Genomic DNA, 14,184 nt, shown 5'->3' with positions numbered 1-14,184 from the left:
GGATAGCATGCAAGATCTCTACTCAAAAAAACTGCACCCTTATAGGGCATTTATATTAGGTTTGACACTCTGTTTGGTGTTGCTCAGCACATTTGTTGTCGAGCTACTGCCCGTGTCGCTATATCCTAACAGTACCAAGCCAACAGTCAGAGTAGTTGCAAGCTATGATATGGATGTGAGCTCTTTCAAAGAGGTGGTAGGAAAGAAAATGGAAAAATCCCTTCGTAATATCGAAGGGGTTGATCGTGTCGATGCACAATATGGACCGGGTAAAACGACTTATTATGCTGTATTTGAGTGGAATAAAAGCTCAAACGAAGCGATGAAGGAGGTAGCGACTGTTGCTTCTTTTTACCAATCTCAACTGCCGAGCAATTATCCACCGATCAAAACCTATTACTATGATGCAGGCCTGGAACTTTATATTGCAGTTAAATCTAAAAAGATGTCTAGTGAGGCGTTGAGTGTTGCTTTAGAGCAAAGACTAACCCCCATTCTATCAAGCATTCCAGGTATTTCCTCTGTGTATGTCTCTCCAGTAGACCAAAAAGAGGTTATTGTAAAAGTAAACCCATATTCATTAGTAAGGTACAAACTCAGTATAGAGGATGTGCTTGATAAATTAAAAGAGTCGCGTTTTGATACTCATTTAGGCACGATTCGAAGCGTTGGTGACGCGCCAGAATATCAAGTGACACTTGGGCAAGCGGCAAAAACTATTGATGAAATAGAGAACTTTGTACTTAGTTCTGGTGCAGGAAGACTAGTAAAGCTGTCTGATGTTGCGACCGTCGAGTTACAGGTGAAAGAATCAAGTCGATATTTTTATGTTGACGATATGCAAGTCGTAGCGGTAGCCGCATGGCCGCTTCCTGATACAAACTTGTATGATATTTCCAAACAGTTTGAGTCGGCTGTTGCAAAAGAGCTAAATGGGCTTGGCGAGGTGATCGTCTTAAATAGCCCAATGAAGTACATCGGTGTAAGCCTTTATCAGATGGGTGTAGCAGTATTAGTCGGCATGCTATTTACTGCGCTCAGCGTGCTAATATTTTTTAGAAAGCTAAGTGCGACGATTTTGATAACTCTCAGCATGCCAATCTCCATTACATTTGGTGTGTGCATGCTATTTTTGTTTAATGCAGGCATTAACTTAGTGTCGGTGGGCGCTGTTGGTATTGCAAGTGGTTTAGTGGTTGACAGTTGTGTATTTGTGCTCGAAAAAATTAGATTAAAGCTGGCTATACTGAAATCTACTGAGATCTCAACACGTTATTCGCGCACCGTAATAGGTGCAGTAAGAGAGTCTGTCCGTTCGGTACTTTCTACCTCAATGACAAGCATTGCGGTGTTTTTACCTTTACTCTTTACTCAGCCAATTATAAAGGCTTTGATAGGAGAGTTATCGATAGTAATTATCGTGTTACTACTCGCCTCGATAGTGTTTTCCTTATTTGTTTTACCCGCGTTAATCCTGCTGTTTCCTGGAAAATTGTTTTTGCAAACGACAAGTTTCAATCAGGGTAATGCTGAACAAGACAAACGTCGTGCGGGCAGTCTGTACCCCAAAACTCAAAGGCTGCTCAGTAATATTTGGATCACAACTCCCATATTATTGCTGACCATTTGGCTGTGTAGCCATGCAATTGGATTACTTTGGCATGATGTTAAACGCGATGTGATAGCACAGCCACTCCCCAATATTGTCGATGTAGGTTTGTTTTTTAATGATACTGAGTTGCCATTATTTAAACGTCAGAAATTGGCATTTATTGTTAAAGAACGAGTTGATCAAGTTTTAAAAGACGAAATAAAATTTTCATTTACTGACGTTAGGAAAGGCGTTGTTTATATATCGATTCATTTGAAAAATTACGAGCAGGCACCCAATGTAATTAAAAAGTTAAAAAAGGCTGTTCCAGATAATGAAGACTATACGGTAGATATATCTCCATGGGTTAGCGCATCAGTTAAAGTTGAAAATAAACCTGACTATAGAATCTATATACCAAACGGAGAGCATGAAAGAAGTGTTAAATTAGTAAGTGATTTATATAAAGGTTTTAAAGCGGAATCTGCTGTTTTAAAAGTTGTTCCCTATCCAAAGGTTAAAAAGTTTTCGATCGCAAACCTAAAATTAAATCAGATGGTGGTGTCTAGCTTGAGCAATGAACTTGACTATGGCGATTTGGAGAAAAGCTTATCTTTATTTTCAAAGCTATCTCTTAAAGAAGAGTATTTATATTCCGTTAATATGAACGTGGGAGATACACCATTATCAATTCAAGTTGGTCAAAATGGCTTAAGTGGCATTGCCGAAATAGAGCAGTTGCCAATTTGGCTGGATGGTATTGCAGTTAATTTTGGACAGTTGGCAAAATTTATTACTTCCGATGACTATTTATATTATCACAGCAGAAATGGTGCTGATGTATATATGCTTGAGCTCTGGATGGCAAAAGATGTTGGAAATGCCAATGAAATTATAAGCAAGGTTATTGGGGGGGTAGGTGTGCAAAGTTTGGGTGTAAACGTTGTGAGTGTAGAAGGTGAGATAAATGATAATATTCGCTCTTTACTTTTTGCTCTCTGTGCTTCAGTTATTATTGTTTTTTTGGTTTTAATTATAGATTTAAAGAGTGTAATTTTATCGTTGGTCGCTTTGTCTTGTATACCGTTTGGTATGGTGGGGGCATCATTTAGTTTGTTTTATTTTGATGGCACATTTTCAGTTAACTCGTTAATTGGGTTGATTATGCTTTCTGGTATAGGTGTTAATAGTTCTATTTTGATAATTCATAGTTATCAGGATAATGCGGTTAAATATCCAGATAATAATGTTTATGAGAATATTATTAGCGCGGTTGTATCTAGGCTCAGAGCAATATTTATCACGTCTATATCGACAATTCTGGGTATGTTGCCACTCGCCTATGGCTTCGGAAACGGTGGCCCAATCATGCAACCTTTGGGTTTAGCGATGTGTGGTGGAATGCTCACAATCGCACTACTGAGTATCGTGATTATCCCAGTTTTATTGGCGGCGCACCAACGGTTATTCGCCAAGTTCACTAATCATGTTCATAACAAAGCAGTTTCTAATTAACTATTGGAGTAGATATGTTGAAATATAATGAAAAATTATCTGAGTTGTTTAATACATTCGAGCAATCGGCCACATCGTCATGTGGTTGCGGTTTGACTGCACGAGACATTGCGATAGCAAAAACGGCAATCAGTCTAGCTATGAATAATGAAGCGCTGATCACTGATGCGATCATTTCAGCCAAACAACAACAATTAACGAATGATGATATAGGTCAACTAGCAGCGTTAGTTTTAGAAAGGCAGAGCAAAGGATTTCAATCCTTAGCAGCCCCCCTAGAGAGTGAAAGCTGCTGTGCGCCAACGCAAAATGATGGGTGCTGTAGCTAATGCAAGACTTTCAAAAAAGACGCTTTGTTGCATTTGTTGGTGTCAGAGCAGGCTTAGAAGAGCTTCTTGACTGGCTGAAAGCTCAGGACATTTATTCTTTGCTAATGTCGCCTAAATGTACACTCAAGGAAAGCTTAACGTATGACTACTGTCTTGATGTCGACCCTGATGATGAAGCTGCGGTCATAGATGCAATCAAAGCATTGCCGTCATGGGTAGAGTTAGCGTGTTTCTACACGACAAATGAATACCGTGTCCCAGCTGCGGCAAAGCTGGCAAATTATTTTAAAGTGGGTAACCCGGTTGCAGTTGATGGTGCCGTAAATTGTCGAAACAAAAAATTGGTACGAAAAATACTTTTCGATAATGGTCTGTCAAAACTGAAGTTCAAATTAGTAAAAAGCTCAAAAGAGGTAATGGCAGCATCAATGTTTTTGCGCTTTCCTGTCATCGTTAAGCCATCTAATGACGCTGGAAGCCGTTTTGTTTTTAAATGCGATGACATGTTGGAAGCCTGTGCGGCTGTCAATGAGATAACAGCAAACACCACCAATTACGTAGGTCAGAGTATCGATCCAGAAATACTAATTGAAGAGATGGCTGTTGGTCCAGAGTACAGTGTTGAGTCATGTACTGTTAATGGTGTAACTCATGTTATAGCTATTACGCAAAAAGAAACTTCTGGTTCACCTCGTTTTATTGAACTGTCCCACTTTGTGCCAGCACAGTTGGACAGTGAACAAGAGCAACGCATTAAACAGCTCGTTGTTCAAAGTCACCAACGTGTAGGGATTGATAACGTTGTTACACACACCGAATTCAAATTAACGCCGTCAGGACCAGAAATTATAGAAATTAACGGTCGACCCGGTGGCGATCATATTCCTGAATTAGTCAAATATACTACGGGAATATGTTTAAGTGAGTTGGGTGCACACATCGCTATGGGCAAGGAGTTTGATACATATGTAAAACACCCTGTCATTGCTGAATCGGCTGCTGTGCAGTTCTTTTTAGCGGATAAAAATGGGGAAGTGGAATATATTGCGCCTAAAACAGCTTCGAAACAAATTTTAAAGTCTCAGATAACTGTGCAACCAAATAGTCAAGTAGTAGAAACTACGAATAACTACAATCGACTTGGTTATGTGTTGGCTATTTCTTCAAACAACGATGCGTTGCAAGTAACACAAAACTACATTGACTCTATTGGTTATAAAGTAACGGCCAATGGATGTTGTACTTAGGGATCGAACACTTATGAGAATGGTTGGATCATTAAAAGCACGCAACATCACACACCCAGCTTTAGTACTGTGCTTTGTTGTTTTGATGCTAGTGACTGGTACCGGCATTGTTGCTCCATTATTGGTTCCTTATGGCACATCTTTGGGGCTCAATGGCTTTATGCTCGGTACATTATTCTTTGGTTTCTATGCGGTTAGGTTATTGCTCGCCACGCCAATTGGGATTTTGTCAGATAGGTTGGGGGTAAGAAATGTACTGTTGATCAGTCTGGTTATATATCTAGTTGTTGCAAGTTTGTACTTTATAGCAGCTAATTATCCGGGCCTGTTATCTGCAAGACTTGTTCATGGTCTATCTTCTGCGATGATGCTTCCTATGGCCATGGCCTACGTAGGCTTGCTATCACCTTCTGGCCAAGAAGGAAGGTATATGGGCTATTACAATAGCGCGGTCTTTCTTGCCAATGCAATAGGACCATTGTTAGGCGGTATTATTGCTGACAATTATGGTTTTGTAGGCGCTTTTGCTAGTTTATTTGTACTTGCTGCTATCTCTTTGCTTATCTGTGCTTTTGGACTTCAGCCTGTTAAACAACAAGAGACGGAGAAGCCCCTTAAAGGAAAGGCAAGTAGTGAGCCCAAAAATGCTGAAGCTAGTGCCGTTGTTCATAGCAATGTAATACTTCTAGCTATGTTATTGGTTGGATTTTCAGCCGCTGCATTTTCGATGCATTCTATTTCATTTTTTGTTTTTTACCTTGATGAAATTGGTATCGGCACGGCATACATCGGCTTACTGTTATCGCTGTACAATTTAAGTATTGCCTTAACTCAAGTTCCGTTTGGCAAGCTTGCTGATTCTGGAAAAAACAGAGTTTTGTTGAGTTTAGCCTGCATTGTCGTCACGCTCGCTTGTGTCATATTACCAAGCGTCAAACATTTATACATGATAATTGTCGCCATTCTGGTGGCCGGGTTAGCTAGCTCCTTAGCCTTAGTGATTTCCTCGGCAGCGTTAACCCAAATCGGAAAAAGCCACGGTATGGGAACTGTTATGGGTAAGCTCAGCACAGTTCAAAGCCTCGGTTTTGCAATGACCCCTTTGATAAGCGGATTCTTAGTTGACCGTTTCTCGAGTGAATACACATTTTACTTAGTAGCCTCCTTTTGGGCGATTGCCACATTAGCGAGTTTTTTAATTATAAATAAGAAATAAAGGAAACATTCAATGTCAACACCTTGTTGCGGCGCTGAAAAGCCAAAATTTAACGAAAAAATTCAAGCTATCCATGATTTTTACACGAGTGCGGCGAAAGATGCCGGCCCGTATGCTGTGGGTAATGCTAAATTTTCGCCATCAGGTCCTACTGACAAAATCATTGAACTTGCAAACGAGCTAAAATCAGAAGTTGTTCTAGATTTGGGTTGTGGAATGGGCGGTTCAGCTATTCGAGTTAGTGAAGAAGTTCCTTCATCAACAAAAGTGGTGGGAATTGATTTCGTTGCAGAGATGATTGAAAAAGCGAATGCTACGCTTGCTGAAGCAGAGCAATCGATTCAAGACAAAACATCATTTTATGTTAATGACGTGCATTCAGCGCCTTACTTTGATTCGACGTTTGATCTGATCTTTAGTGAGTGCGTCCTTAACTTAACTGAAAACCGTATGGAAGTTATTTCGAATGCATATCGCATGTTGCAAAAAGGTGGGTACTTTATTTATACCGACTTTGTGAGCTTTGCAGATACACCAAATTCAATTAAAGAAAACTTGAAACTGGTGAGCGGTTGTCGTGCCGGTAGCGTGCCTTTGAGTCAAAATATCTCAGAATTAGAATCGATAGGGTTCGAGCATTTTGAAATTTTTAATTTCACGGATGATAAGAACAAGCGCTATGAGGAATTAAGAGCTGAAAGTGAAGAAATGCGCAGTGAATGGGAGAAGTTTGTTGCCGATCACCCTGAAACAGCGGAGTTCTTAGAAAACAAAATTGGCTACTATGTGATCATGGCTAAAAAATAAATGATTGGATAGGTAAGCCAGCAGAACTGGCTTACCTTATTACGCATTGTTTTCATTAAGAGTTAACAAATGGACTTAGCTAAATACAACAAGTTACTACAGCTTTTTAAATGTCTATCAGACGAAACAAGGTTGACGATAATATTGTTAATTTACCAAAGTGGTGAACTTTGTGTTTGTGATTTGACTGACAAGATCCAAAAGACCTCTCAGCCAAAAGTTTCTAGGCACTTGGCGGTATTGAGAAAGTGCAAAATATTAACCACGAGTAAGAACATGCAATGGGTTTACTATTCTTTGCACCCTGATATTCCAAACGAGATTTTAGATATTTTAAATACGTCAGCATCTTACTTAATAGAAGACGTAAATGCGTGGGGGAGGAAGTTTAACGGCGAAACGAAGAAGGACTGTTTGACGGGAAATGAGCTTGAGCTAGTACAAGTCAAATAACACGAGCTTGCTCTGCGCTACCTGGTCTTAATTCAAAAAGGAGCGCTCATTATAGAGCGCTCGAAGCCCGTTTAGCTGATCGCAGAACAAGGCTGTTTGCTATTTCATATTAGCAATGTCGTCTTTGGTTGCATTCACGGTTTTCCAGGCATATGACTCGCCTTCAACTCCGAAAGGATAGCCGTTTGCTGTCCAGTTCGGGTTTGAGAAGTAGTCGTATTGTGTTGCGCTACCAAACACATGCGGGTAAGCCATGATACTGGTAAATACATTATAAACGCCATGTCCCATGCCATCTGTGTATACGCCACCAGAGGTGTCCCCTTGTCTGCGCGCGTGCGTCAAGCCCTGGTTGTGGCCTAGCTCATGTACAAAGGTGGTTGCGCCGCAATCTACCGCGGTAATAGAGTACATTTTGTCGACCTGAGACGGATACAGGTTACCGTTGCTGCCCTGGCCAACCCAGGCAATACCACAGCTGATCAGGTTGCTGCCCGTTGCTGAGCCAACACCCAGTAACGCTACCATGTCTGCACTATTTGCATCACGATATTGCGCGATGGATGTGCTGTTTGTCAGTGCATTTAGCCAGTCTTCATCAGCTGTGACCTGTGCACTGCCAATTGAATCAGAAGCAACCAGGTTCAGTCTCAGGTTGATTTCGTTTTGGCTGTAAACCTGATTGGAAAACGAGATCAGCTGATTGATTTTTGTCTGGATATTGGATGTTTTAGCTGCTGCTTCATCACTATATAAAATGGCAATATCTATGGTGTTTGCCTGAGCTAATCCAGAGGCTAAGGTGAGCGCCGTCGCTAAAATTGCTTTTTTCATATTGATTTTCCTTACTTCTTACTTGTTGTTTGAGTGTTGATGGGCGGGGTAAAGAGATCTTTTGCCCCTTCAGCAGGTGCACGCGCCTGAGGCGTGTGTTCTACATGATTCTTATAAAGGTCGCGTTTGGCGGCAATCCAGCCATGCTTGCCATGGGATTCAAAAACATAATTGCCAGAGGGGACAGTGAATTGTCCGTAAATTGCGTCACTGCCCACCGTCATCACTGAATTATGAAAGCGGTTATTAGAGCCGGTGACTGTCGCAAAAACGCTTTTATCACCATTGGGAAAGACATCCACCTGAGTGACTTCTGCGCGGTGCATTTCGGTGGTCTGAGGGATAGTCAGGTCAAAGGTATCGCCGACTTCCAGTTGCTGCATGGCGGCAAGGTTAAACTCAACATAGGCCTCTTCACTGATATCCCTTGCCAGCACGCCCGCCTCTACTAACACGGCTCTTGCGTCATCAGAGATTGATGCGATTTCCCCAATATCCAGCGGCAATCGCTCTATGTCTTGCGTTAGCTCTGTTGTTGTGTTTGTGGTAATTACTGTTTGTTGCTTAGGGGAGCTGGAAACAACAACAGGCGCTACCTTATCTACGTTTTTATTCACTATTAGCGCATCTTTTTGCACTGATGGGGGTTGGGTGACTTCTGATTCAGATCCGGAAAAAAGCCAATATGATATAAATATACCTATTAAAATAAGCGAAAATGTCAGTTTCTTCATTTTTTATTCTTCGGTTGGCTGGAAGGAAAGTGAATATAATTAAAGTTAACAAATGTGTCAAATAGGTTTCAAAGTGATATTTTCTTGATGTTTTTGTTATGATATAACGAATGGTTGTTGTTAATAGTGAATAAGTATTAGTCACAAAATCCGTGCAAGAAATGGTAGTTACAGGGCAAAGATAAGCAATTACAACGCTTCGATCACATCAAATATAAGAGTCTATGTTTTTGTATTTGTTGCTTTTTAATTTTTATCTGATTAAACCTTATGGCCCCGTGGGTGTTATCTGCAGCGAATTTTTTATCTGTTTTTTGTTATCAATGCTTGCTTGTAGTTAATAAGAGAGCAGATATTTACTCTCACGTGAGATATTTATGAGGTTTATGAATAAACTCATGGGAATATATTATTCATTTTTATTATATCGGTGTTTAATGAAACTCTCTTCAACTACTGACCGGGCGCCTCGGAGCTTCGCTCATAGTGGTCTCAATGCCTGATAATTTATTACCAGAGCGGCCGTTATCTTGGTAAAAGTATTAATTTTAGGAACTAAAGCAAACCTTTGATTGAAATCAAGGTTGCGATCGCCATGCATGGTTAAAAATGTTACCAAAATAATGCTGGCTAGATTTTGGGTGCAGTGCTTTTGCTACGCGTCAGTTCCGCTTGTACCTTTTTAAATCTGGCCGTTTATAGGAGTAAGGAAATGAAAATAAAACACCTAGTACGGGCTTTAATAATCGCATCGGCCACTTTTTCTTCCGCGAGCGCATTGGCAGAAGGGCATGTCAATTCACCCGTGCGTGTTGCGATTGATCATCAGGGCATACCTTATGTGCAAAAAGATGACTCATTGGGTGCCTGGCAACAAGCTGCGCTGCCTTATGGTCAAAAAGCGGTCGCTGCTTCTGGAGGATACTTCCATTATCATTTTGGCACTTCACCGGATGATCCAGGCTATGCTTACTATGAAGGCGCGACATTTAGTGTCTCTGAAAGTGGTAATGCATTCAGATATCAAGACGGTAACTGGCAGCCTGTGACCGGCTGCTGGGGGGCAACGGATGTCAGTTCATTCACGGTAGATCATGTTTACTGCGTCAACGGGGATGGCACTTTAAAGAAATTCAATGATGACACGGAAAACTTCGAAGGCAGTTATCGAATTGACAACGAAGTCATTACCAAAATTGATGTGGCACTGGGTGGAGAAATTTGGGCAATTACTGAAAGTGATAAGCTGTTTAAGTTTAATGGGGTAAGCTGGGAGCAGCAATCACTGGCCTGCGGCAAGCTGTGTACACTTAAGGATATCGCTGTGGGAAGTGGTCAGGTTTACCTGGTGGCCAGTGTGTACGGTAGTAATGATGGCCCGCAAAGTGTGTATACGCTGAACAATGGTGAGCTGGTTAAGTTTGGTGCTTTTTACAATATTGATGTCGACAGAGACGGCGTGATCTGGGCCATTTCAAACTACACGCGTACCCTATTTTATAAGCGACCCGGTATGAGTGAGTTTGCTGAAGATGCGCAAATGAGCCAGAGAGTTTCATCCAGTATTGGTGGGTGATAAGTCTACCTGTGCAAAGCATGCACTTGCGTATCTTTACTAAAAAGTGAGGGGTGATTCACATCACCCCTCAATCATGGTTAAAAGCTGAAACTCACCTTGGCGTAGTACGTCATACCATCAAAGCCATAGGGCAAAGCGCGCAGCGGGTAGCGCATAGCACCATTGGTAATGAAGTTGAGTACCTCATCATCGCCCAGTTCATCCGGCGTTTCATCGAACAGGTTATCAATACCGGCAGACAGGTTAATGTTGTCGGTCAGCTGGTAGCCCATATTTACGTCAACCAGGACGGCAGATTCAACCACACTGGTTTGTTGCCAGCTGTTGGTGGGAGACAGGAAGTCTGGCAGTACAATGTGTCCGCCTGCAAAGTAACTGACCTCGGTTTTACCGAAGTAATTAAAGCGTAGAAGGGCGTTCCAGTCGTCTTGCTGATAATCAAAGGTCAGTGTTGCCCGCTCTCTAGGCTGACCATGGGTCAGGAATGAGCGTCTTTGTTGATCCAGAACGATGCCCTCAGGGATCCCCTCAGGTGCGTTAACCTTATCAATTTCTGTCTTATTTTTATTGGCGGCAAAGGTAATGTCCAGTTCACCACTGGCGACGGCCGTCGAATAAGACGCGATGAAATCCACCCCACGGGTCGTTGAATCCAGCGAGTTGGAGAAAAAATTACCCTGTACAGCCCCGGTGGCGGTCAGCGCAGTATTGGCGGCCGGGAAAGCCTCCAGCTCATCGCTGTTGACGCCAATGAAGCTACCCAGGTTGATCCGGTCGTAAATCTTGATTTGATAGAAGTCCAACGTAACAGAGAGGTCGCTGCTGACATCCCAGGCCAGGCCCAGGTTGTAGTTGTCAGAAGATTCCAGCTTCAGGCCATCTACACCCAGAGCTGCCGGGAATGGTGAGCCGGCTGTTGCGGTATAGGAGGTTGCCAGCGAGCCATCGCCACCTAGTGTGGTGGTGAAGGCAGTGTAACCAGACTGCTGTAAGGACGGTGCCCGAAAACCCGTCGAGGCCGCCGCTCGCACTGCCAGATCTTCGGTCAATTCATAGCGGGTTGCCAGCTTCCAGATGGTGTCATCGTTTGAGTCAGACACATCTTCGTAGCGCAGCGCCGCGCTGACCAGCCAGTCTTCATTGAGCAGGGTTTCAGCTTCTATATATAAAGCATGGCTGGAGCGCTCTGCTTTGTTTGCTGCATCCGGTCTGAGCCCCTGGTAAGCCTGAAAACCACAGTCGGCAAACACTTCCGCGTCAATCACAGAGGGGAAAGAGCGGTCGGAGTTAGATAAACCACATGCATAAGACGCCACTTCACCCGGCACTATCTGATAGTTTTCCTTACGATATTCGGCCCCCACAGACAGATAAATCGGCTCACCACCATCTATGTCAATAATGCCGCTGATGTCCAGGTTGGTCGTCCACTGATCGAACCTGAAACCACCGGAGTAGCCACCTCTGGGTCCGGCATTGTTGGCAATGTCCTGATCCGATGCGCTGGGATTATTTGCCAGGTATTCAGCGGCATAAGAGGCATTAATGGTATTGGATGACGAATAGTCGTACTGGTTTTCGCCGTATACACTGGATACATCGAACGTCCAGTCTGGGTTGATATCGCCTTTGAGACCAACAGCGAAGGACAGATCTTCAGCTTCGTTATCTATCCTGGGCAGAAAGCCATCCGGGTACACCTGGGGAATGTTTCGCTCCGCGCGGTTAAAGTCGCGATAAAAGCCATTGCCCAGTGCTGTTCGATTCGAAAACCCAGCGAATGAATAGAGCTCTTTGTCACCGACCGGTAGTGCCGCGTTATAAAATACCGACATAAATTCGCTCTGTGAGTTACCCTGACGCCAGCGTACCTCATCAGATAAGCTACCCGGGGCGATGGTCGAGGAGCCGCCGGTATCACGCTCGGCCCGGTTGGTGCCATCGGCATCGCGATATTCCACAGAGACATTGATAAAGCCGCCCTGACTGCCTAGCTCAAAACCTCGGTTCAGGCCCAGTGAATAGGTGTCCCCGTCGCCCTCGCCAGTCGATCCTGCCTGCACAAAGCCGGTGGTGACGCCAGTGCTGTCGTTCAAAGAAAGGTTAATAACGCCCGCTATGGCGTCTGAACCATAGCGCGCCGCAGCGCCGTCTCTGAGGATCTCGACATTTTTTAAGGCCATCATGGGAATGGAGTTCATATCTGTGCCAGCTGCACCTGCCCCCACCGTGCCAGACAGACCAAAGATAGCCTGAGTATGGCGGCGCTTGCCGTTGATCAGCACCAATGTTTGGTCCGGTTGTAGCCCTCGCAATGTTGCCGGGCGGAACAGATCCGAGCCATCCGAAACCTGAGTTCGGCTAAAGTTAAACGAGGGGGCGATGGATTGCAGACTCTGGCCTAATTCGGTAAAGCCGCCTTTGTTGAGCTGATCGGTATCCAGTATATCTATCGGAGAAGTCGACTCTGTTGCCGTCCGATTGGATACTTTGGAACCGAGTACTGAGATGGTCTCCATGTTTTGTTCGTTAGATTGTTCGGCCATCGCGGCGGAGCACGCAAAGAGTGCCAGTGCAACTGGCGAAAGTTTAATAGTCGTTGTCATCACTTCTACTACTCTGTTGATGTTATGTAATTATTCTGTGTTGATTGAGCAGACGTTGACATAAATCAAATTTGAGTGCAATCGGATTGGACCAAAGTAGAATATGAATTTTATTCAATTGATAGTGGAAAACACACTGAAATGGCTTGAAAAAACCAACCATTTCAGTGAGAAAAATACATGCCTATTTACGGACCACACTGACTTAACCAGGGAGAAGCCAGACAAGTTTGACGTAGCATTTCGGCATCACTCAGTGCAATCTGAGCCGCTTCATATTGGGCCTCCAGTGCTGGCTTTTCAGCTTCACTGGCAACGCTCAGAAACGCCTTGGTACGCTCTAAGTGTCTGACTGCTTCACCGTATTGATGTTCCGCCCAACGCCAGGTCGGTTCATATAAAGTGTTACTCATTACCGACTCCCAGTCGGCTGCGCCATAGTGACCAGAGTCCTGATAGCTTTTTACTACAAAACTTCGGGGCACTTTGTCCAGGTCAGCCAAATCCAGCATCAGGCCATTGGGGTCAAAGCTGTAAGACACCAGGTTTTGCAGGGTTTGCAGACATGGGGTAATGTTACCACCGCGACAATACGTGGGTTGCTCGTTCAGTTGCTGCTGCAGCTTTGCCGGTAAGGGCCCGTTGGAGTTGACGTCTACGCTGAATACCGCGTTTTCGGCATACTTTTCGATTTCTTTGACTTTGGTGATGGTTTTTTTGAAAAACAACAAACGTATCTTAATTTTGATCACAAACCGTTTGTAATCTTCCTCGGTTTTGAAGTGCAGTCGGGTGTTGACGAACAAGTCGCGTCCGTAGTTCACCTGATAGACAAAATGACTGCCACAATTTTTCAGGTCAACCCCCGGTTTTACCTGGCGATCTTCCAGCGTGCTGTAGCCCTCTTCAAACTTGAGGTGCAACTGCGACGTTAAGGTACGCTGGTCGGTGGCATTGCGGTGTGTCATTGAGGTTGAAACACTGCCGGCAATAATGAACAGGTTAACGCCACCGTGAACCTCGCCAAAAGTACGGCGCTTGATGAAGGTTTCGTCAACGCGCTGAAAGTAATCCAGGCTGCCACTGAACTCTGAATGTTGCACCGGTGTACCTTGCAAACAGGCATTGTTCAGTTGATGCATCGTGGGGTCAAATGCCCGGCCAAGATCGTTAGGCCCGACTTGTTCGCTGTAGTAAATTTGGCTATGTGCTGCGAATGAGCAGCTTAGCGCCAGAACTGATAAAAAGCTTTTCATATCCGCTCCCTGAATAG

11 protein-coding genes are annotated in these 14,184 nt (G+C 43.8%); 7 read left to right on the top strand and 4 right to left on the bottom strand.

Annotation, left to right across the window (positions count from 1 at the left end):
- The first annotated feature begins 7 nt into the window (after positions 1–7).
- The 6 genes from C3B51_RS14795 to C3B51_RS14770 all read left to right on the top strand — a co-directional run bounded on the left by C3B51_RS14795 (position 8) and on the right by C3B51_RS14770 (position 7,158).
- Positions 8–3,106 carry an efflux RND transporter permease subunit gene (locus C3B51_RS14795; protein ID WP_130245539.1) on the top strand — a complete coding sequence of 1,033 codons (3,099 nt, stop codon included), beginning with the start codon at positions 8–10 and terminating at the stop codon, positions 3,104–3,106.
- Positions 3,107–3,120: 14 nt separating this feature from the next.
- Positions 3,121–3,435 carry a hypothetical protein gene (locus C3B51_RS14790; protein WP_130245538.1) on the top strand — a complete coding sequence of 105 codons (315 nt, stop codon included), beginning with the start codon at positions 3,121–3,123 and terminating at the stop codon, positions 3,433–3,435.
- The gene (locus C3B51_RS14785) at positions 3,435–4,682 is read left to right on the top strand and encodes an ATP-grasp domain-containing protein (RefSeq protein WP_130245537.1); all 1,248 of its coding nucleotides are present in this window, start codon (positions 3,435–3,437) and stop codon (positions 4,680–4,682) included. The genes C3B51_RS14790 and C3B51_RS14785 overlap by 1 nt, the downstream gene beginning before the upstream one ends.
- Positions 4,666–5,898, top strand: a complete 1,233-nt coding sequence (locus tag C3B51_RS14780) for an MFS transporter (protein WP_130245536.1) — start codon at positions 4,666–4,668, stop codon at positions 5,896–5,898. Before C3B51_RS14785 ends, C3B51_RS14780 begins: the two co-directional genes overlap by 17 nt.
- A 12-nt stretch (positions 5,899–5,910) precedes the next feature.
- Complete coding sequence (gene arsM / locus C3B51_RS14775; protein ID WP_130245535.1) at positions 5,911–6,705, top strand: putative arsinothricin biosynthesis methyltransferase ArsM; 795 nt, start codon at positions 5,911–5,913, stop codon at positions 6,703–6,705.
- Positions 6,706–6,774: 69 nt separating this feature from the next.
- Positions 6,775–7,158: a metalloregulator ArsR/SmtB family transcription factor gene (locus C3B51_RS14770; RefSeq protein WP_130245534.1), complete on the top strand. Its 384-nt coding sequence runs from the start codon at positions 6,775–6,777 to the stop codon at positions 7,156–7,158.
- Between the two features lie 99 nt (positions 7,159–7,257).
- On the opposite strand, the gene C3B51_RS14765 is transcribed toward C3B51_RS14770, so the two are convergent.
- Together C3B51_RS14765 and C3B51_RS14760 are read right to left on the bottom strand one after the other, a co-directional pair.
- Positions 7,258–7,992, bottom strand: coding sequence for a zinc-dependent metalloprotease family protein (locus tag C3B51_RS14765; RefSeq protein ID WP_046004026.1), 735 nt, complete (start codon positions 7,990–7,992; stop codon positions 7,258–7,260).
- Positions 7,993–8,003: 11 nt separating this feature from the next.
- Entirely contained in the window at positions 8,004–8,609 is a 606-nt protein-coding gene (locus tag C3B51_RS14760; RefSeq protein WP_130245533.1) for a hypothetical protein, read from the bottom strand.
- Between the two features lie 829 nt (positions 8,610–9,438).
- On the opposite strand from C3B51_RS14760, the gene C3B51_RS14755 reads away from it, so the two are divergent.
- On the top strand, positions 9,439–10,302 hold the full coding sequence (locus C3B51_RS14755) for a hypothetical protein (protein ID WP_130245532.1): 864 nt from the start codon (positions 9,439–9,441) through the stop codon (positions 10,300–10,302).
- Positions 10,303–10,382: 80 nt separating this feature from the next.
- Here C3B51_RS14755 and C3B51_RS14750 read toward each other — a convergent pair whose 3' ends face one another.
- Complete coding sequence (locus tag C3B51_RS14750; RefSeq protein WP_130245531.1) at positions 10,383–12,911, bottom strand: TonB-dependent receptor plug domain-containing protein; 2,529 nt, start codon at positions 12,909–12,911, stop codon at positions 10,383–10,385.
- Positions 12,912–13,099: 188 nt separating this feature from the next.
- On the bottom strand, positions 13,100–14,167 hold the full coding sequence (locus C3B51_RS14745; RefSeq protein ID WP_125717313.1) for a hypothetical protein: 1,068 nt from the start codon (positions 14,165–14,167) through the stop codon (positions 13,100–13,102).
- Between the last annotated feature and the right edge of the window lie 17 nt (positions 14,168–14,184).

The organism is Pseudoalteromonas rubra (genome assembly GCF_004212645.1).
GTDB lineage: Bacteria > Pseudomonadota > Gammaproteobacteria > Enterobacterales > Alteromonadaceae > Pseudoalteromonas > Pseudoalteromonas rubra_G.
The sequence above is the reverse complement of the archived record's forward strand: the minus strand, read 5'-3'. Positions and strand labels throughout refer to the sequence as shown.

Excerpts from the sequence above, each read along its gene's own strand:
- C3B51_RS14795 (WP_130245539.1), top strand. The coding sequence starts at position 8 with ATGCAAGATCTCTACTCAAAAAAACTGCACCCTTATAGGGCATTTATA.
- C3B51_RS14790 (WP_130245538.1), top strand. The coding sequence starts at position 3,121 with ATGTTGAAATATAATGAAAAATTATCTGAGTTGTTTAATACATTCGAG.
- C3B51_RS14785 (WP_130245537.1), top strand. The coding sequence starts at position 3,435 with ATGCAAGACTTTCAAAAAAGACGCTTTGTTGCATTTGTTGGTGTCAGA.
- C3B51_RS14780 (WP_130245536.1), top strand. The coding sequence starts at position 4,666 with ATGGATGTTGTACTTAGGGATCGAACACTTATGAGAATGGTTGGATCA.
- arsM (WP_130245535.1), top strand. The coding sequence starts at position 5,911 with ATGTCAACACCTTGTTGCGGCGCTGAAAAGCCAAAATTTAACGAAAAA.
- C3B51_RS14770 (WP_130245534.1), top strand. The coding sequence starts at position 6,775 with ATGGACTTAGCTAAATACAACAAGTTACTACAGCTTTTTAAATGTCTA.
- C3B51_RS14765 (WP_046004026.1), bottom strand. The coding sequence starts at position 7,992 with ATGAAAAAAGCAATTTTAGCGACGGCGCTCACCTTAGCCTCTGGATTA.
- C3B51_RS14755 (WP_130245532.1), top strand. The coding sequence starts at position 9,439 with ATGAAAATAAAACACCTAGTACGGGCTTTAATAATCGCATCGGCCACT.
- C3B51_RS14750 (WP_130245531.1), bottom strand. The coding sequence starts at position 12,911 with ATGACAACGACTATTAAACTTTCGCCAGTTGCACTGGCACTCTTTGCG.
- C3B51_RS14745 (WP_125717313.1), bottom strand. The coding sequence starts at position 14,167 with ATGAAAAGCTTTTTATCAGTTCTGGCGCTAAGCTGCTCATTCGCAGCA.